The organism is Thalassospira sp. ABD4_177 (assembly GCF_056160125.1).
On record NZ_JBSWWO010000001.1, the window covers coordinates 2344852 to 2362970 of the forward strand.

The window sequence follows — 18119 nt, forward strand, 5'->3', positions numbered from 1 at the left end:
ACGCGAACCCTGCATTTTTCTTATATTTCAAAGGTCTGGCTCCGATGGAAAATGGTTTCGTCCATCTTCGTGTACACACCAACTATTCGCTCGCCGAAGGTGCAATCACGACCAAGGAGCTTGCCAAACTCTGTGCAGCTGACGGACAACCCGCCGTCGCAATGACCGATACCGACAACATGTTCGGCGCGCTTGATTTTGCCGGTGCGCTCAGCGGTTCGGGCATTCAGCCGATTCTGGGCGTGCAGATGGGCGTCGAGCGTTATGGTGACAAACCCGCGGTTGGCAAAATCGCCCGTGAACCGATGCCCGATCGCCTTGTTCTAATTGCCCAGAACAAGGAAGGCTATTTCAACCTGCTGAAAATCGTTTCGCGCGCCCACATGACGTCCGAAGCCGGCAGCGAACCCAAGGCGCTTTACCAGCATATCCGCGAACATGGCGAACATATCATCTGCCTGACAGGTGGCCCGACTGGGCCTCTGGCACGTTTGCTGGGCGAAGAACAGGTCGAAAAGGCAGAAAACTGCCTTGCTGAGCTCAAGGAAATCTTCGGCAATCGCCTTTACATCGAACTGCAGCGCCACGGTGAGCCGCTTGAAGAACAGGTTGAACCGGGCCTCGTCAAGCTTGCCTATGACCATGACGTACCGCTGGTTGCGACCAATAACTGCTATTTCCCGAAAATCGACATGTACGAAGCCCATGACGTATTTATCTGCGTCGGGCAGGGGGCGGTTGTCGGTCAGGAAGATCGTTGGAAACTCACCCCGGATCATCGCTTCAAATCGGCTGCTGAAATGCGAGAGTTGTTCGCCGATATTCCCGAGGCCTGTGATAATACGCTTTTGATTGCCAAGCGTTGCTCCTGGCACGTTGAGAAAATCGATCCGATCCTGCCGCCCTTTGATTGCGGCGAAGGCCGTACCGAGGTCGATGAACTCCGCCACATGTCCGAGGAAGGCCTGAAAGGTCGTCTCGAAAAGCATGTCTTCACCGAAGAAATGTCGGACGCGGAAAAGGAAGAAATCGCCAAACCCTATTGGGAACGCCTGGATTATGAACTTGGTATCATCAATCAGATGGGTTTCCCCGGCTACTTCCTGATCGTTGCGGACTTCATCCAGTGGGCGAAGGATCATGAAATTCCGGTGGGACCGGGTCGTGGGTCGGGTGCGGGCTCGCTTGTGGCTTACGCATTGTTGATCACTGACCTTGATCCGCTGCGCTTCTCGCTTCTGTTCGAACGTTTCCTTAACCCGGAACGTGTGTCGATGCCTGACTTTGACGTCGATTTCTGTCAGGATCGGCGCGGCGAAGTCATCGAATATGTGCAGAAAAAATATGGTCATGACCGTGTCGCGCAGATCATTACTTTCGGTAAGTTGCAGGCAAAGGCGGCCGTGCGTGACGTCGGGCGTGTTCTGTCGATCCCGTATGGCTATGTCGACAAGATTTGTAAAATGATCCCGGGCGATCCCGCCAAGCCGATCCCGCTCAAGGAAGCGATTGATATGGAACCGGACCTGCGCCGCATCGCGCGCGAGGACCCGGATATTGATCGCTTGCTGTCCATCGCCATGCAGATCGAAGGCCTTTATCGTAACTCCTCGACCCACGCGGCCGGGGTGGTGATCGGTGACCGCGACCTTGATGAACTGGTGCCGCTCTATCGTGATCCGCGTTCGGACATGCCGGTTACGCAGTTCAACATGAAGTTCGTTGAAAATGCCGGTCTGGTGAAATTTGACTTCCTCGGTCTTAAGACGCTGACGGTGATTATCGAGGCCGTCAATTTGATGCGTCTTCGTAAAGATGTTCCGCAAGACTTTGATATCGGGGCAATTCCACTTGATGATCGCCCGGCCTTTAAACTGCTGTCTGCCGCTGAAACCGTTGGTGTGTTTCAGCTTGAATCGCAGGGCATGCAGGATGTTCTGCGCGGCCTGAAGCCCGATACACTCGAAGATATTATCGCTGTCGTGGCGCTGTATCGGCCGGGTCCGATGGATAACATCCCGCATTACATCGCGCGTAAGCATGGTCAGGAAGAGCCTGATTACATGCACCCGATGTTGCAGCCGATCCTTGAAGAAACCTACGGCATCATGATCTATCAGGAGCAAGTCATGCAGCTTGCCCAGATCATGGCGGGTTATTCGCTTGGCGGTGCTGACCTGTTGCGTCGTGCGATGGGTAAGAAAATCGCCGAGGAAATGGAAAAGCAGCGTGGCCTGTTTGTCGACGGGTCCGAAAAGAACGGTGTCGACCGCGCGCAAGCATCCGATATCTTTGACCAGGTCGCAAAATTCGCATCCTACGGCTTTAACAAGTCGCACGCGGCCGCCTATGCGCTGGTGGCCTATCAGACGGCATATCTCAAGGCGAATTACCCGGTCGAGTTCATGGCGGCTCTCATGACGCTTGATATGCACAACACCGAAAAGCTCGCGGTGTTCAAGCAGGAGGTCGAGCGGCTTGAAATCGAAATTCTCCCACCTTGCGTCAACAATTCACAGGTCGCGTTCTCGGTCGAGAACCATGATCGTGTGCGCAAGATCCGTTACGCACTGGCCGCTGTGCGTAACGTTGGCGATGCCGCAATGGAAAGCTTGGTTGCCGAACGCGAAGCCAACGGTCCGTTCAAGGATATCACCGATTTTGCGTCACGCATCGACAGTCGTGCGGTCAATAAACGTTTGCTTGAAAACCTTGTGCGGGCAGGGGCGTTGGATTGCCTGGCATCGAACCGCAAGGTGATGTTTGAAAATGTCGATAAGGTCATTGCAGTGGCCCAGCGTGAAATGCAGGCGCGCAACGATGACCAGATTTCGATGTTTGGGGACAGCAGCGGCTTTGGCAAGGATCAGATCCGCTTGCCCGATGATCGTGACTGGGTGCCGATGGAAAAACTGACCGAGGAATTCTCGGCCATCGGTTTCTATCTGTCGGCCCATCCGCTAGATACATTTGGCAAAAGCATCCAGCGCATCGGCATCGCCCCGATCAAGGAACTGCCCGCACGTATGCGTGCCTCGAACAAGGGGACCATTCGTCTGGCCGGCACTCTGATCAACGCGCGTGAGATGATTTCCAAAAAGAACGGCTCGAAATTCGCCTTTGTCATGTTCTCCGATCCGACCGGCAGTTTCGAGGTCGCCTTCTGGGCCGAAGCATGGGCAGCCTATAAGGAAATCATCACCGCCGGACGTCCGGTATTACTCAATGTCTCTGCCGAAATGCGCGAAGGACAATTGCGTATTCAGGGGCAGCGCGTCGAAGACCTTGAAAAGGCTGTTGCCGGTGCTGCTGAGGGCATTCGCATTCGCCTGAACCGCCCGGACCCCGTCACTGAAATACGTGAACTGCTTGAGCAGGCAGGGAAGGGGCGTGGCCTGGTCACGTTGTCATCGGTCTGTGATGACGGCCGCATGGCTGAGATTGAGCTTGAAGAGAACTACAAAGTCGGCCCATCCCTGATTGGCGCCATTGGCGCAATTCCCGGTGTGGAGTTCGCCGAGGAAATCTGATGATTTCATCCGGTTGGCGGGCTTTGTCAGTCAGAAGTGTCGAGAACCGCACATTTGTGCGCATTTTAGGGGTTGCAATCTCTCGCTGAGGGGATTAAAACCCGCCCCGAACATCGCACGCGGAAGAGCGGCGACTGCCGTCATATGGCAACTCGTCCATCCGGTGTTTCATACATGGTGTATGGAATTCCCTTCCGCGGAGGTATTAACCGGAAAAAGGTAGGAATTATCATGGCTCTGCCAACCTTTACCATGCGCCAGCTCATGGAAGCTGGTGTCCACTTTGGTCACCACACCCGCCGTTGGAACCCGAAGATGAAGCCGTTCATCTTTGGTGCACGTAACGACATCCACATCCTGAACCTGCAGGAAACCGTCCCGATGCTGCATCGTGCGATGCAGGCCGTTCGTGACGTAACCGCTTCGGGTGGTCGTGTTCTCTTCGTCGGTACCAAGCGTCAGGCTTCCCCGATCATCGCAGACGCTGCAAAGCGTTGCGGCCAGTACTATGTCAACCATCGCTGGCTCGGCGGCATGCTGACCAACTGGAACACCGTTTCCAACTCGATCAAGCGCCTCAAAGAACAGGACGAGATCCTGAGTTCCGGTGCAGAAGGTCTGACCAAAAAAGAAATCCTGAACCTGACCCGTTCGCGCGACAAGCTTGAGCGCGCGCTTGGCGGTATTAAGGACATGGGTGGTCTTCCCGACATCATCGTCGTGGTCGACACCAACAAAGAATCGCTTGCTATTCAGGATGCCAAAAACCTGAACATCCCGGTTGTTGCGATCCTCGACTCCAACTCTGATCCGGCAAACATTCAGTTCCCGGTTCCGGGCAACGACGATGCGATCCGCGCAATCCAGCTGTATTGCGATCTGTTCGTTGGTTCCGTTCTGGACGGCATCCAGGAAGAAATGACTGCTTCTGGCGCAGATCTCGGCGAAGCGGAAGAAGTTCCGGCCGAGGCAGCTGCTGCTTCCGAAGCTGCAGAAGAAGCTTCCGCATAAGTTTCATTTTGTACCTGATGAAACGGCGGCTAGCATGCCGCCGTTTTGTTAGGTGTTAACCTGATCGCGTAATTAGGGGCTTTAAAAATGGCTATTACCGCTGCTCTCGTTAAAGAGCTTCGCGAAACCACCGGCGCTGGCATGATGGATTGCAAAAAGGCGCTGTCTGAAACTGATGGTGATCTGGAGGCAGCTGTTGACTGGCTTCGCACTAAAGGTCTTGCTGCTGCTGCCAAGAAAGCTGGCCGCGTTGCTGCCGAAGGCCTGGTTTCTGTTTCTGTTGACGGCACCAAAGGTGCAGTTGTCGAGCTGAACGCTGAAACCGACTTCGTTTCGCGTAACGAAGACTTCCAGAAGTTCGTTGGCGAAATCGCAAAGCTTGCTGTCGCTGCAGACGGCGACATCGATACCCTCAAAGCAGCTGCTTTCCCGGGTACGTCGCGTAACGTCGAAGAGCAGGTCACCCACATGATCGCCACCATCGGCGAAAACATGTCCCTGCGTCGTTCGGCTGGTCTGTCGGTCGAAAACGGTGTTGTTGCTTCCTACATTCACTCTGCTGTTGCCCCGGATCTCGGTAAAATCGGTGTTCTGGTTGCACTCGAATCCGAAGTAGATGCCGGCGTTCTCGAAGGCCTCGGCAAGCAGATCGCAATGCACATCGCAGCAACCAACCCGGCATCGGCAACCGTCGAAGATCTCGATCCGGAACTGGTAGAGCGTGAAAAAGCCGTTCTGACCGACCAGGCCAAAGAATCGGGCCGCCCGGCAGAGATCATCGAGAAGATGATCGAAGGTCGTATCCGTAAATATTACGAGCAGGTCGTTCTGGTTGAGCAGACCTTCGTGATTGACGGTGAAAATAAAGTCAAAACCGTAATCGAAAACGCTGCCAAAGAAGCTGGCAAGCCGATCACGCTCAAGGGCTTTGTTCGCTTTGAACTCGGTGAAGGCATCGAGAAAGAAGAAAAAGACTTTGCTGCCGAAGTTGCTGAGCAGCTGAACAAATAAAACATCTGATCGAAATGGTGCGTTCGTCATCATTTCGTGTATGATCCAGACCGGCGAGGTCGGCAGCGCATATCCGCCCTGTTACTCGCCGGTCTTTTTATATCTGAATTTTGCATTTCCCGCGTTTGGGCAATGCGTTACATCGGCATTAAGAGGCAATCCGACATGGCAGAAAACGGCCAACTGAAGTTTCGTCGCGTCCTTTTGAAGCTCTCGGGTGAGGGGCTCTTGGGCAATCAGCAATACGGTATCGATCCTGAAACGGTTGACCGAATTGCCAGCGAAATCAAAGCCGTTCATGACATGGGTGCCGAGGTCTGCATGGTAATTGGCGGCGGGAACATCTTCCGCGGCGTCAAAGGCGCTTCCCAGGGCATGGAACGCGCAACCGCAGACTATATGGGCATGCTGGCCACCATCATGAATGCGCTTGCAGTTCAGAATGCGCTTGAACGTCACGGCATCCATACGCGCGTTCAGTCGGCCATCCCGATGTCTTCTGTGTGTGAGCCGTATATTCGTCGTCGTGCCGTGCGCCATATGGAAAAAGGGCGCGTTGTGATCTTTGCTGCTGGTACAGGAAACCCGTTCTTCACGACTGATACTGCTGCTGCCTTGCGCGCGGTTGAAATGGGGTGTGACGCCTTGCTCAAGGGGACCCAGGTTGATGGCGTCTATACGGCCGATCCCAAAACCGACCCGACGGCAGAGCGTTATGACGAACTGACCTATATGGAAGTTCTGTCCAAAGATTTGCGTGTTATGGACGCATCGGCTATTTCTTTGGCACGCGAAAATGATATTCCGGTTATCGTATTTTCTTTGCATAATCCGGGTGCCTTTGCAGACGTTGTTACTGCAAAGGGGACGTTTACGATTATTTCGAATGGAGACTGAACGTGTCTGACGTTGCTGGCCTAAAAAAGGACCTGTCCCGCCGTATGGAAGGGGCTGTGGAAGTACTGCACAAGGAATTCACCGGTCTGCGCACCGGGCGTGCGAGTGTCAGCCTTCTTGAGCCGGTCATGGTTGAAGCTTACGGCGTTCCGACCCCGCTTAACCAGGTGGCTTCTGTCAGCGTTCCGGAATCGCGTATGCTTTCGGTCCAGGTTTGGGACAAGTCGATGGTCAAGGCCGTTGAAAAGGCCATCCGAGAGTCCGGTCTCGGTCTGAACCCGGCGGCTGATGGCACGCTGGTCCGTGTTCCGATTCCCGCGCTCAATGAAGAGCGCCGTGCTGAACTGTCCAAAGTTGCCGGCAAATATGCCGAGCAGGCCAAGGTCTCGGTCCGTAACGTCCGTCGTGACGGCATGGATCAGCTGAAAAAATGGGAAAAGGACAGTGAAATCTCCAAGGATGAGATGCACGACCAGGAAAAAGAAGTTCAGAAGCTGACCGACAAGGTCATCGGCGAGATCGACGAAGCGCTCGCCCATAAAGAACAGGAAATCATGCAAGTCTGATTATGGCTGTGCTTTCTTCGCAAACCCAACCTTCAGAAACGCCCTGTGTGCCGCGTCATGTTGCCATCATTATGGATGGCAACGGGCGCTGGGCCCGTGGGCGTGGGCGTCCACGTACCATGGGCCATCGCGCCGGTGTTGATGCCGTGCGTCGCACCATCGAAGCAGCTGGTGAACTCGGTATCGAGTATCTGACGCTTTATGGTTTCTCGACTGAGAACTGGAAGCGCCCGGAAAGCGAAGTCAGCGACCTGATGGGGCTTCTGCGTCTGTTTTTGAAGCGTGAATTGTCCACCTTGCACAAGAATGGTGTGAAAATACGCATCATCGGTGATCGCTCGCGCTTTGCTGACGACATTCGCGACCTTCTTGCCAAGGCCGAAGATCAGACGTGCGACAATACGCGTCTGAACCTGACCATTGCGCTGAGCTACGGTGCGCGTGCCGAGATCACCCAGGCCGTGCGTGATATCGTGACCAAGGTCGCGAAGGGTGAGCTTCCTGCTGATGCGATCACCGAAGAGCTGATCGAAGAAAACCTGTTCACAGCGGGTATTCCGGACCCGGATCTTTTGATCCGCACCAGTGGTGAACAGCGGATCAGTAACTTCCTGCTTTGGCAGTCGGCCTATACGGAATTTGTTTTCGAGGATGTTCTGTGGCCGGACTTTGATCGCAGCCATCTTGAAAAAGCTATCGATAACTTTGCCGGGCGGGAGCGGCGTTTTGGTGCCGTCATCTGAGACCAAAGATCAAAAAGATACCAATTCCGGCCTTCTTCCACGCGTTCTTTCCGCGTTGGTCATGGCACCAGTGGCTGTCGCAGCTGTCTGGTTCGGCTCTCCCTATTTCGACATATTGCTGTTTGTCTTCTCCGCCGGGATGATGTGGGAATGGTCGCGCATGTGCGCGCCAGCACATTATAATGGCATCTCGGTTGTAACCGGTGTTGCCCTTGCGGTTGCGATGATGATGTATGTCACGGGGCAGGAAGAATACATTGTCATGCCAATTGCGATCGGTGTGATCATCGCCGCAGCACGCTCTGGTGCGAACTGGCTTCTTGCCGGATTTGGTGTGTTGTATGTCTCTCTGGCAGCGTTGGCAGCACTTTGGCTTCGGTCCCACGATGGGGATGGTCTGCTGATTATTATGTGGCTGTTTTTCCTTGTCTGGGCGACAGATACAGGGGGTTACGCATTTGGCAAGACCATTGGCGGACCGAAACTGGCCCCGCGCTTCAGCCCCAAGAAAACCTGGGCCGGATTGATCGGTGGCATGGTCTGCGCAGGCGTTATTGGTGGGCTGGTAACTTATTTCAGTGCCGGGGCAATCAATTGGGTGATTGTCGGCATCAGTATGGTTCTGGCAATTGTCGCGCAGATCGGTGACCTTGGTGAATCTGCCCTCAAGCGCCGTTTCAACGTCAAGGACAGCAGCCACCTGATCCCGGGGCATGGTGGTTTGCTTGATCGTGCGGACGGGATGTTGTCGGTATTTCCTGTTGCCTTTGCTATTATCTGTTTCGCAGGGCTCTCTCTGCGTTAAGGCGATCAATCCTTTGGTCGCTGTCCTTACAGGTGTTTGATGACTTTGAAGAAATCCGTCAGTGTCTTTGGTGTTACCGGTTCCATCGGGGCCAGCACCGTTGATGTTCTCAAATCCCACACTGACAAATATGTTGTCGAAGCTGTGACCGCGCATCGCAATGTCGACGCACTCGCGAAAGTTGCCATTGATCTTGGGGCCAAATGCGCTGTCATTGGTGACCCGACACATTACGGCGATCTCAAGGATGCATTGGCCGGGAAGGGCATTGATAGTGCTGCTGGCGAAGAGGCGCTGATCGAGGCCGCAGAACGTCCTTCTGACATTGTCATCGCCGCCATCGTTGGGGCTGCGGGTCTCAAACCGACCCTTGCTGCAATTCGGCGCGGCGCACGCATCGGGCTTGCCAACAAGGAAACACTTGTTTGCGCCGGGTCGCTGATGACAGCCGAAATTGCCAAACATGGTGCAACGCTAATCCCGGTCGATTCCGAGCACAGCGCGATCTTCCAGGTACTTGAAGACACTACTGAAAACCGCATTGATCGCATTCTTCTGACGGCCTCTGGCGGGCCTTTCCGCGAACGGTCGTTAAAGGATATGCAATCGGTGACGCGGGCGCAGGCTCTGGCACATCCGAACTGGGAAATGGGTGCAAAGATCTCGATTGATTCTGCGACCATGATGAACAAGGGGTTGGAGCTGATCGAAGCTTGGCACTTGTTCCCGGTCGATGAAAAACAGATTGAAATTGTTGTGCATCCTCAATCAGTTGTTCACAGTATGGTGGAATATTCCGACGGCTCGGTGCTGGCACAACTTGGAACGCCGGATATGCGCACCCCGATCGCCTATGCACTTTCATGGCCGGATCGGATCAAGGTGGATACACCGCGTCTTGATTTTGCCACGATCGGAAGCTTGAACTTCGAGACGCCGGATACGGAACGTTTCCCGGCACTTCGTCTGGCACGTCAGGCCTTGCAGGAAGGCGGGACGCTGCCTACTGTTCTGAACGCTGCCAACGAAGTGGCGGTTGAGGCGTTTCTGAAAGACAGAATCGGCTTTTTGGATATCGCCGGGACCGTCGAAAAGGTCATGACAAGGCTTGGAAGCGACGCGCTGACCAGTCTTGATCAGGTATTTGAAACAGATGCAATGGTCCGCCGGGAAACTGCGGCATGCCTTGCATAGAATTGGATTGAAATTGCTGGTGTGACCGGCTTAGGGAATTCTTGATGGAAACCTTGCTTGCTTTTCTTTTTGTGCTCTCGGTGCTCGTATTCGTTCACGAGTATGGCCATTACTGGGTGGCAATCAAAAACGGCGTGAAGGTCGAAGCCTTTTCAATCGGCTTCGGGCCGGAGCTTTTCGGCTGGCAGGACAAGAAGGGCACGCGCTGGAAGGTCAGCATCATCCCGCTGGGCGGCTACGTCAAAATGTTTGGCGATATGAACCCGGCCAGTGCGGGCGGTCGTGATGATCTTGATGAAGAAGAAGCGAAACATGCCTTCCATCACAAAGGGGTTGCTGCACGCGCGGCAATTGTCTTTGCCGGACCACTGGCGAACTTCATCTTTGCCATCATCGTCTTTACGTTCCTGTTTGCCGTTGTCGGGCAGCAGCGGGCCCTGCCGGTTGTTGGCGAAGTTCTTGATGACAGCCCTGCAGCAAGTGCCGGTTTCGTCGCTGATGACCGCATCGCTGCCATCAACGGGCAATCAGTTGAGTGGTTCTCTGACCTGTCCGAGATCGTTCGGGCAAATCCCGGTCAGCCGCTTTCGGTCACTGTGCAACGTGACAGTGAAACGCTGGACCTGGCGGTGACGCCCGAGGCAGTCGAAGTTGACGAAGGCGGTATGACCGCAACGGTCGGGCGCCTTGGAATTACCGCCGGTGAATTTGAAATGAGTCGGACGGGCGTTGTTGAATCGGTCGGGCGCGCGTTTGAGACGACCTATTCCTTGACCACGCAAACCTTCTCCGCACTCGGTGAAATGATCAGTGGGGATCGCGATAGCTCCGAGCTTGGCGGTCCGATCCGGATTGCGCAAATGTCAGGGCAGGTGGCCGAAGGTGGGATTGCGCCGCTTCTGTTCTTTATGGGCTATCTTTCCATCAGCCTTGGGTTGATCAACCTGATGCCTGTTCCGGTTCTGGATGGTGGCCATCTTGTCTTCTATGCGATTGAGGCAATTCGCGGTAAGCCATTGGGGGCAAAAGCACAAGAATATGGTTTCCGTATTGGCGCGGGTTTGGTATTCAGCTTAATAATTTTTGCAACGTGGAACGATTTGACGCAATTGGGTGTCTTTAGTTTCCTCAAAGGACTTGCTGGCTGATGAATGACAGCAACAGGGGGGTTAACTTGCTGCGTAAGGTAAAAGCGGCCGTCGTCATCGCGGCCCTGCTTGGCGGAACGGCGCCATTGATTGTTCCTGTGGCAGTGCATGCCCAATCGGGTCTCATTCGCGACATCGAGGTCGAAGGCAATAACCGTATCGAAAGTGCGACGGTGAATGCCTATCTGACGGTCGCTCCCGGCGATTCCTATGACGTGCAGAAAATCAACAACTCGCTGAAGGCGTTGTTCTCGACCGGCCTTTTTGCCGATGTGTCCTTTTCCTTCAATCAGGGCATCCTTCGGGTAAACGTTGTTGAAAACCCGATCATCAACCGCATTGCCTTTGAAGGTAACAAACGTCTTGACGACGAAACGCTGGGTGCCGAACTTCAATTGCGTCCGCGTGTTGTTTACACCCGCACCAAGGTACAGGCTGACGTGCAGCGTGTGCTTGAACTTTATCGTCGCAGCGGGCGTTTTGCCGCAACGGTCGAACCCAAGGTCATTCAGCTTGATCAGAACCGTGTCGATCTGGCGTTTGAGATTGACGAAGGCGATTCCACGGGCATCCGCAAGATCAACTTTGTTGGCAACAAGGCCTTTGATGACGGCGATCTGTCGAGCGTTATTCGTACGACCGAAAGTGCCTGGTGGAAAATCCTGACCGCTGACGACAACTATGACCCGGACCGCGTCACCTTTGACCGTGAATTGCTGCGCCGCTTCTATCTCGCAGCGGGGTACGCCGATTTCCAGGTGTTGTCCTCTGTCGCGGAATTGACACCTGACCGTTCTGACTTCTTTGTGACCTACACGGTCAGTGAAGGGCAGCGCTATCAGTTCGGGGACATCAATGTCGTCTCCCAGATCGACAAGATTGATCCCGAAACCCTGATGCCGCTGATCGAGATCGAGAGCGGTGAATGGTACAACGCCAATCTCGTCGATGACGCACTCGATATGCTGACCGACAGTGTTGGTGATCAGGGCTATGCCTTTATCGATATTCGTCCAAACGTGCAGCGTAACCGCGAAGAAGGCACGATTGACATCACGTTTAACATCGCCGAAGGGCCGAAGGTTTACGTTGAGCGCATCAACGTTGTCGGTAACGTTCGGACGCTTGATGAAGTGATCCGTCGCGAATTCCGTCTCGTCGAAGGCGACGCGTTTAGCAGCTCCAAGATGCAGCGTTCCAAGCAACGCATCGAGAACCTCAACTTCTTCAAGTCGGTCGATGTCAAAACCCTGCCGGGGGCAACACCCGATCAGACTGTGATTGAAGTCGATGTCGAAGAAAAATCCACCGGTGAATTCTCGATTGGTGCTGGCTACGGGACTGATGACGGTGCCTTTGGTCAGCTCGGCATTCGTGAACGTAACTTGCTTGGTAAAGGTCAGGATTTGCGCCTGAACTTTACGCTTGGTTCTTCTGATCAGCAGATTGATCTTTCCTTTACAGAGCCCTATTTCCTCGATCGTGAAGTTGCCGCAGGCTTTGATTTATATCGCCGCGAAGAAGACAACCAGGATGAAAGCTCTTACGATGAAGAGCAGACCGGTGGTCGTCTCCGTGCCGGGTTCCGCTACAGCGAGGAACTGTCGCATTCTTTCCGCTACACGCTTGAGAAAAATAGCTATTCCGATATTGACGAAGATGACGCATCACGCCTTCTGTTGGCAGAAGACACGGAGTTCGTGGAATCCGCCATTGGTCATACCCTGACTTATGACGAACGCGACAGCACGATTTCACCGACCGAGGGTTACTTTGCCCGTCTGTCGAACGATCTGGCTGGACTCGGCGGTGACGAAAACTATCTGCGTACGCGTGTTGAAGGCGGGTACTATTACCCGCTGGATCGCGAGCATGAGTGGATACTCTCGACCCGTGGGTCAACCGGTTACATATTTGGTATCGGCGACGATACGCGTATCTCACAGCGCTTTATGGTCGGTGGTTCGAACCTGCGTGGCTTTGAATCAGCTGGTGTTGGCCCGCGTGATATCGCGACCGGGGATGCGCTCGGTGCGAAAATGTACTACACAGGTACTGTGCAAATGGACTTTCCGCTTGGCACACCCGACGAGTTTGCTCTGACCGGTCGCATCTTTAGTGACTTTGGTTCCGGGCAGGATGTCGACGGCGCACAACCAGGTGAAATCTATGACACCGGTAAGTTGCGCAGTTCCGTTGGTTTCGGTGTCGGTTGGGAATCTCCGTTTGGCCCGATTGGTGTGGATATCTCTCAGGCCATCACCAAAGAAGATCACGACAAAGAGGAAATGTTCCGACTTAACTTCGGAACCAGATTCTAATGCAAATGATCAAATCTCTACGTAATCTGCTCGTTCTTGCTGCCCTGATTGGTTTCGCGGCACATACATCTGCTGCGCAGGCACAGGAAACAAATCCGGATAATTTTGCCTCTGTCATGGTGGTTGATGTTGCCGGGATCATGCGTGAAGCATCTGCCATGCAGGATGCCCGCAAACAGATACGGGACCGTCAGGTCGCCTATCAGCAGGAAATCGAAACCCGTGAACAGGCCCTGCGCGAAGAAGAAAAACAGCTCGCCCAGCAGCGCACGCTTCTGGCCGCGGATGTTTTCCAGGACAAGCAAAAGCAGTTTCAGCAGAAAGTCGCGGACTTCCAGAAATTCGCCCAGGCTCGCAGTCGCGTGCTAGATCAGGCCCTGGCCGAAGCACAGTCCAAGTTCTCGCAGTCTTTGAATGCCATCATCGGCAGCATTGCCGAAGAACGCGGTGCAAACCTCGTGCTGCATCGCGGGCAGGCCGTCCTGTTTGCGACCGCAATGGATGCCAGCAAGGAAGTCTTTGATCGCGTAAATGCCGAGGTCCCGACTGTAACGGTTGAATTCAAGGAAGGCTCCTGATGGCGGATCCGCGTTTCTTTAGCCGCAAGGGGCCGTTCAGCGTCGCCGACATCGCGGCAATGACGGAAACAACGCCGGTCAACGCACCCGATGAAACCCGGGTCTTTCAGGATGTGTCCCCGCTGCAGAATGCCGATGGCGATATCCTGAGCTTCTTTGATAACCGCAAATACCTTGATGCCTTCACCAGCAGCAAGGCAGGCGCCTGCTTTGTCCGTCCGGAATTTGTCGAACGCGCCCCCGAAGGCATGGTGCTGTTCACGACCAAGGACCCGTATCGCGCCTATGCCAAGGCCGCGACTGCGTTCTATCCCTTTGAAACCGGTAATGGCGTTGTATCCGACCATGCCGCGATAGACCCGAGTGCCAAGCTCGGCAAAAGCGTTCAGGTCGATGCCGGTGCTGTCATCGGGGCCAATTGCGAAATTGGCGATGGCACCATCATCGCATCCAACGCCGTAATTGGTGAGGGGGTTGTGATTGGTGCGGGCTGTAAGGTCGGCGCAAACGCGTCCATCAGCCACAGCCTGATTGGCAATCTGTGCCTGATTTATCCCGGTGCGCGCATCGGGCAGGACGGTTTTGGCTTTGCCATGGGCCCGCAAGGGCACGTCAAGGTGCCGCAGCTTGGCAGGGTTGTCATCGGGAACGATGTCGAAGTCGGCTCAAACAGCACCATTGACCGTGGAGCGGGCCCGGATACCGTGATCGGCAATGGCTGTCGTATCGACAATCTGGTGCAAATCGGCCATAACGTTGAACTGGGCATGGGCTGTGTCGTGGTCTCGCAAGTCGGGATTTCGGGCTCAACCAAGCTTGGCAATTTTGTCGTGCTTGCCGGTCAGGCAGGCATTACAGGACACCTCGAAATCGGCGATGGCGCGAAAGTTGCAGCCCAAGCCGGTGTGATGAAGAATATCGGACCGGGGGAAACAGTGGGCGGCAGTCCCGCTGTGCCGGTCATGGAATATCATAAACAGACGGTCGCCTTGTCGCGTCTGATACGAAAAAAGAAGTAAGGGCTACACACATGACCGAACTGGTAAGTGTCGATATCCAGCGCATTCTGGAAATGATTCCGCATCGCTATCCGTTCCTTCTGATCGACAAGGTCATCGACATCGAAACCGATGTTAGCGCGACCGGCATCAAGAACGTCACGATGAACGAGCCGCAATTTACCGGCCATTTCCCCCAGCAGCCGATCATGCCCGGTGTTCTTATCATCGAAAGCATGGCGCAGACGGCAGCAATCCTGGTTGTACAGACGCTGGGTGCGGATGCCGAAGGCAAGCTGGTCTACTTCATGAGCATTGATGACGCCCGTTTCCGCAAGCCGGTAACCCCAGGTGATGTCATGCACATCCATGTGACCAAGAAACAAAGCCGTGGTCCGGTCTGGAAGTTCGAAAGCCAGGTCAAGGTCGACGGTCAGGTCGTGGCCCAAGCCACCATCGCCGCGATGATCCGGGATAGCTGATAATGTCAAAAGTGCATCCAACCGCCGTTGTCGAAGATGGCGCGCAGATTGGTCAGGATGTCGAAATCGGGCCCTATAGCGTGGTCGGCCCGAATGTTGTCTTGGGTGATGGTGTCAAACTGCATAGCCATGTTGCTGTCGCAGGTCACACCACCCTTGGCGATCAGTGTGAAGTGTTTCCGTTTGCCTCTGTTGGTCACGCGCCGCAGGATTTGAAATTCAAGGGCGAGCAAAGCCGGCTAATCGTCGGCAAGCGCACCAAAATCCGCGAGGGTGCTACCCTTAATCCGGGCACCGAAGGTGGTGGTATGGAAACCACCATTGGCGATGATTGCCTGCTGATGACCGGGGCCCATGTCGGCCACGACTGTCACGTCGGAAACCATTGCATTCTGGTCAATAACGGGACGCTGGCCGGCCATGTCCTGGTCGAGGATTTCGCGATTGTCGGGGGCCTGTCGGCTGTGCACCAATTCGTGCGCATCGGCAAACATGCGATGATTGGCGGCATGACCGGCGTTGAAAGCGACATTATTCCTTACGGTTCGGTCATTGGTAACCGTGCCTATTTGTCGGGTCTGAACATCATTGGTCTGAAACGTCGCGGATTTGATCGCGAAACGATCCACTCCCTGCGCAAGGCCTATCGCCTGTTGTTTGCCCAGGAGGGCACCCTGGCTGAGCGTGTCGAAGAAGTCGCAACAGACTTCGAGGGCGTTGGACCGGTCATGGAAATCATCGACTTCCTCAAAGCGGAAAGCATGCGTTCCGTATGCACGCCAAAATATGACAGCTCCGCAGGATAATCCGCAGCCAAAATTGGGGATTATTGCCGGGGGCGGGGCGCTTCCCGCCCGTTTGGCCGCCGCTGTCACCACGGCAGGGCGCAATATCTGCATCGTCAAACTTGATGGCTATGCAGATGATCCGGAACTCGATCACTATCCGACTGTGACCGCACGCCTGGGCGCTGCGGCCAAAATCCTTGATGCCATGCGCGATGCAAACTGTCAGGACGTGGTCTTGGCGGGCAAGGTTGCGCGTCCAAGCTTCTCCTCCATCCGCCCGGATTGGCGCGCTGCCAAACTTCTGATGAAGGTCGGCTCCAAGGCGCTTGGCGATGACGGCTTGCTGCGCCTCGTCGGCAAAGAGCTTGAACGCGAAGGTTTCCGCCTGCTGGGCGCCCATGAAATTCTTGGCGATCTGGCGGTTGAAGAAGGCGTGCTTGGCGCGGTCAAACCCGATGAACAGGCTGTTTCGGACGCCCGCCATGGCCTTGCGGTTGCCCGCACACTGGGGCAAGCCGATGTCGGACAGGGATGCGTTGTGCAGCAGGGGCTGGTTCTGGCGCTTGAGGCCATCGAGGGTACCGATGAAATGGTCCGCCGCTCCGCGACCTATAAGCGCGATGGCGTTGGTGGTGTGTTGGTAAAATCTTCCAAGCCTCAGCAAGACAAGCGACTTGATCTGCCGGCCATCGGCATGACCACGATCGAAGAGGCCCACAAGGCCGGTTTGCGCGGTGTGGCGTTGCTGGCAGGCTGCACCATGATCATTGACCGCGCGGCTGTGATTGCCCGTGCAGATGCGTTGGGCCTTTTTGTTGTCGGTCTGACGCTGCCAGATGGGGAAGGCGCCCATGGCGGATGAAACCGCTTCACTTGGCCCGAAAATCATGCTCGTTGCCGGTGAGGCATCCGGGGATCAGCTGGGTGGTCGCCTGATGGCGGCGCTAAAGGCCAAGCAGGATCATATTCGTTTCATTGGTGTAGGTGGCCCGCGTATGGAGCGCGAAGGCCTCAAAAGCCTGTTTCCGATGAACGAAATGTCGGTCATGGGCCTGACGGAGGTCGTGCCTCATATCCCACATTTGCTCAAACGCATTTCCCAGACTGCTGACTTCGCCAAATCCGAAAAACCCGATGTCGTCATAACCATCGACGCCCCGGATTTTAGTTTCCGGGTTGGCAAGAAGCTAAAGGGAAAAGGCATCCCGCTGGTGCATTATGTCGCACCATCGGTCTGGGCATGGCGCGAAGGCCGGGCCAAGAAAATCGCCGGCTTTCTTGATCATCTTCTCGCACTTCTGCCGTTTGAGCCGCCCTATTTCGAAAAGGAAGGCCTGCCAACCACCTTTATCGGCCACTCAGCGGTCGAAGAGCGCAGTGACGGTGATGCGGAACGATTTCGCACCCAACATGGCCTGAGCGCCGATAAAAAGCTTCTCGCGGTTCTGCCCGGAAGCCGCAATTCCGAAGTCAAACGCCTGCTTCCAGTCTTCAAAGAGGTGATCGACGATATCGCGGCCAAATATCCCGATGCACGTATCGTTGTCCCGACCGTCAGCAAGGTGGCCGATACGGTCACCGAGGAAATGCAATCATGGCCGCTTGATCCGATTGTCGTCACCACCGATCAGGACCGCCATGACGCCTTTGCGGCTGCGAATGCGGCCTTGGCTGCATCGGGAACGGTGTCATTGGAACTCGCCATTGCCGGTGTCCCGCATGTGATTGCTTATCAGGTCAACGCAATTACCGGCTGGATTGCCAAACGTCTGATCAAGATTGATACCGTCACCATCGTCAATCTGGTGCTTGGCAATAAGCTGATCCCCGAGTTCCTTCAGGAAAACTGCAAGGCAAAGAACATTATTCCGCGCCTTGATGCCCTGATGGCAGACGGCCCGGAAAGAAGCGCGCAGATCGAAGGTTTTGATAAGGCCTGCACCTTGCTCGGGTTTGGGGATCGCCCACCCAGTGAAAAGGCCGCCGATCAGATTTTGAAAATCATCGCCAAAAAATAAGCTCTTACGGCTGGCATCAAGGCAGCATT

Annotated in this window: 16 protein-coding genes; all 16 read left to right on the forward strand. The window is 54.9% G+C overall.

What is annotated here, in order from left to right:
- The first annotated feature begins 44 nt into the window (after window positions 1-44).
- On the forward strand, window positions 45-3530 hold the full coding sequence (gene dnaE, locus ACXAF0_RS10715) for a DNA polymerase III subunit alpha (RefSeq protein ID WP_475345843.1): 3486 nt from the start codon (window positions 45-47) through the stop codon (window positions 3528-3530).
- 231 nt (window positions 3531-3761) lie between these two features.
- Entirely contained in the window at window positions 3762-4541 is a 780-nt protein-coding gene (gene rpsB, locus ACXAF0_RS10720; protein ID WP_475345844.1) for a 30S ribosomal protein S2, read from the forward strand.
- 87 nt (window positions 4542-4628) lie between these two features.
- Window positions 4629-5552: a translation elongation factor Ts gene (gene tsf / locus ACXAF0_RS10725; RefSeq protein ID WP_475345845.1), complete on the forward strand. Its 924-nt coding sequence runs from the start codon at window positions 4629-4631 to the stop codon at window positions 5550-5552.
- Window positions 5553-5717: 165 nt separating this feature from the next.
- Window positions 5718-6449 (forward strand): UMP kinase, encoded by a 732-nt coding sequence (gene pyrH, locus ACXAF0_RS10730; RefSeq protein WP_475345846.1) that lies wholly within the window; start codon window positions 5718-5720, stop codon window positions 6447-6449.
- A 44-nt stretch (window positions 6450-6493) separates the two neighbouring features.
- Window positions 6494-7015, forward strand: a complete 522-nt coding sequence (gene frr / locus ACXAF0_RS10735; protein ID WP_475346238.1) for a ribosome recycling factor — start codon at window positions 6494-6496, stop codon at window positions 7013-7015.
- 2 nt (window positions 7016-7017) lie between these two features.
- A complete protein-coding gene (locus tag ACXAF0_RS10740; RefSeq protein WP_475345847.1) occupies window positions 7018-7758 on the forward strand; it encodes an isoprenyl transferase in 741 nt (246 codons plus the stop codon).
- Window positions 7742-8563 carry a phosphatidate cytidylyltransferase gene (locus tag ACXAF0_RS10745; protein ID WP_475345848.1) on the forward strand — a complete coding sequence of 274 codons (822 nt, stop codon included), beginning with the start codon at window positions 7742-7744 and terminating at the stop codon, window positions 8561-8563. The genes ACXAF0_RS10740 and ACXAF0_RS10745 overlap by 17 nt, the downstream gene beginning before the upstream one ends.
- 39 nt (window positions 8564-8602) lie before the next feature.
- Window positions 8603-9757, forward strand: coding sequence for a 1-deoxy-D-xylulose-5-phosphate reductoisomerase (locus ACXAF0_RS10750; protein ID WP_475345849.1), 1155 nt, complete (start codon window positions 8603-8605; stop codon window positions 9755-9757).
- Between the two features lie 44 nt (window positions 9758-9801).
- Window positions 9802-10905 (forward strand): RIP metalloprotease RseP, encoded by a 1104-nt coding sequence (rseP, locus tag ACXAF0_RS10755; protein ID WP_475345850.1) that lies wholly within the window; start codon window positions 9802-9804, stop codon window positions 10903-10905.
- Between the two features lie 26 nt (window positions 10906-10931).
- Entirely contained in the window at window positions 10932-13226 is a 2295-nt protein-coding gene (gene bamA / locus ACXAF0_RS10760; RefSeq protein ID WP_475345851.1) for an outer membrane protein assembly factor BamA, read from the forward strand.
- Window positions 13226-13804, forward strand: coding sequence for an OmpH/Skp family outer membrane protein (locus ACXAF0_RS10765; protein WP_475345852.1), 579 nt, complete (start codon window positions 13226-13228; stop codon window positions 13802-13804). Before bamA ends, ACXAF0_RS10765 begins: the two co-directional genes overlap by 1 nt.
- A complete protein-coding gene (gene lpxD / locus ACXAF0_RS10770) occupies window positions 13804-14823 on the forward strand; it encodes a UDP-3-O-(3-hydroxymyristoyl)glucosamine N-acyltransferase (RefSeq protein ID WP_475345853.1) in 1020 nt (339 codons plus the stop codon). The genes ACXAF0_RS10765 and lpxD overlap by 1 nt, the downstream gene beginning before the upstream one ends.
- Window positions 14824-14834: 11 nt before the next feature.
- Entirely contained in the window at window positions 14835-15284 is a 450-nt protein-coding gene (gene fabZ / locus ACXAF0_RS10775; protein ID WP_475345854.1) for a 3-hydroxyacyl-ACP dehydratase FabZ, read from the forward strand.
- 2 nt (window positions 15285-15286) lie between these two features.
- Window positions 15287-16090 (forward strand): acyl-ACP--UDP-N-acetylglucosamine O-acyltransferase, encoded by an 804-nt coding sequence (gene lpxA, locus ACXAF0_RS10780; RefSeq protein WP_475345855.1) that lies wholly within the window; start codon window positions 15287-15289, stop codon window positions 16088-16090.
- Entirely contained in the window at window positions 16071-16934 is an 864-nt protein-coding gene (locus tag ACXAF0_RS10785; protein ID WP_475345856.1) for an LpxI family protein, read from the forward strand. The genes lpxA and ACXAF0_RS10785 overlap by 20 nt, the downstream gene beginning before the upstream one ends.
- A complete protein-coding gene (lpxB, locus tag ACXAF0_RS10790; protein ID WP_475345857.1) occupies window positions 16924-18090 on the forward strand; it encodes a lipid-A-disaccharide synthase in 1167 nt (388 codons plus the stop codon). The genes ACXAF0_RS10785 and lpxB overlap by 11 nt, the downstream gene beginning before the upstream one ends.
- Window positions 18091-18119 lie beyond the last annotated feature (29 nt).

Bases quoted from the DNA above. Each gene is read 5' to 3' on its own strand.
- dnaE (WP_475345843.1), top strand. From the start codon at position 45: ATGGAAAATGGTTTCGTCCATCTTCGTGTACACACCAACTATTCGCTC.
- rpsB (WP_475345844.1), top strand. From the start codon at position 3,762: ATGGCTCTGCCAACCTTTACCATGCGCCAGCTCATGGAAGCTGGTGTC.
- tsf (WP_475345845.1), top strand. From the start codon at position 4,629: ATGGCTATTACCGCTGCTCTCGTTAAAGAGCTTCGCGAAACCACCGGC.
- pyrH (WP_475345846.1), top strand. From the start codon at position 5,718: ATGGCAGAAAACGGCCAACTGAAGTTTCGTCGCGTCCTTTTGAAGCTC.
- frr (WP_475346238.1), top strand. From the start codon at position 6,494: ATGGAAGGGGCTGTGGAAGTACTGCACAAGGAATTCACCGGTCTGCGC.
- ACXAF0_RS10740 (WP_475345847.1), top strand. From the start codon at position 7,018: ATGGCTGTGCTTTCTTCGCAAACCCAACCTTCAGAAACGCCCTGTGTG.
- ACXAF0_RS10750 (WP_475345849.1), top strand. From the start codon at position 8,603: ATGACTTTGAAGAAATCCGTCAGTGTCTTTGGTGTTACCGGTTCCATC.
- rseP (WP_475345850.1), top strand. From the start codon at position 9,802: ATGGAAACCTTGCTTGCTTTTCTTTTTGTGCTCTCGGTGCTCGTATTC.
- ACXAF0_RS10765 (WP_475345852.1), top strand. From the start codon at position 13,226: ATGCAAATGATCAAATCTCTACGTAATCTGCTCGTTCTTGCTGCCCTG.
- lpxD (WP_475345853.1), top strand. From the start codon at position 13,804: ATGGCGGATCCGCGTTTCTTTAGCCGCAAGGGGCCGTTCAGCGTCGCC.
- fabZ (WP_475345854.1), top strand. From the start codon at position 14,835: ATGACCGAACTGGTAAGTGTCGATATCCAGCGCATTCTGGAAATGATT.
- lpxA (WP_475345855.1), top strand. From the start codon at position 15,287: ATGTCAAAAGTGCATCCAACCGCCGTTGTCGAAGATGGCGCGCAGATT.
- ACXAF0_RS10785 (WP_475345856.1), top strand. From the start codon at position 16,071: ATGACAGCTCCGCAGGATAATCCGCAGCCAAAATTGGGGATTATTGCC.
- lpxB (WP_475345857.1), top strand. From the start codon at position 16,924: ATGGCGGATGAAACCGCTTCACTTGGCCCGAAAATCATGCTCGTTGCC.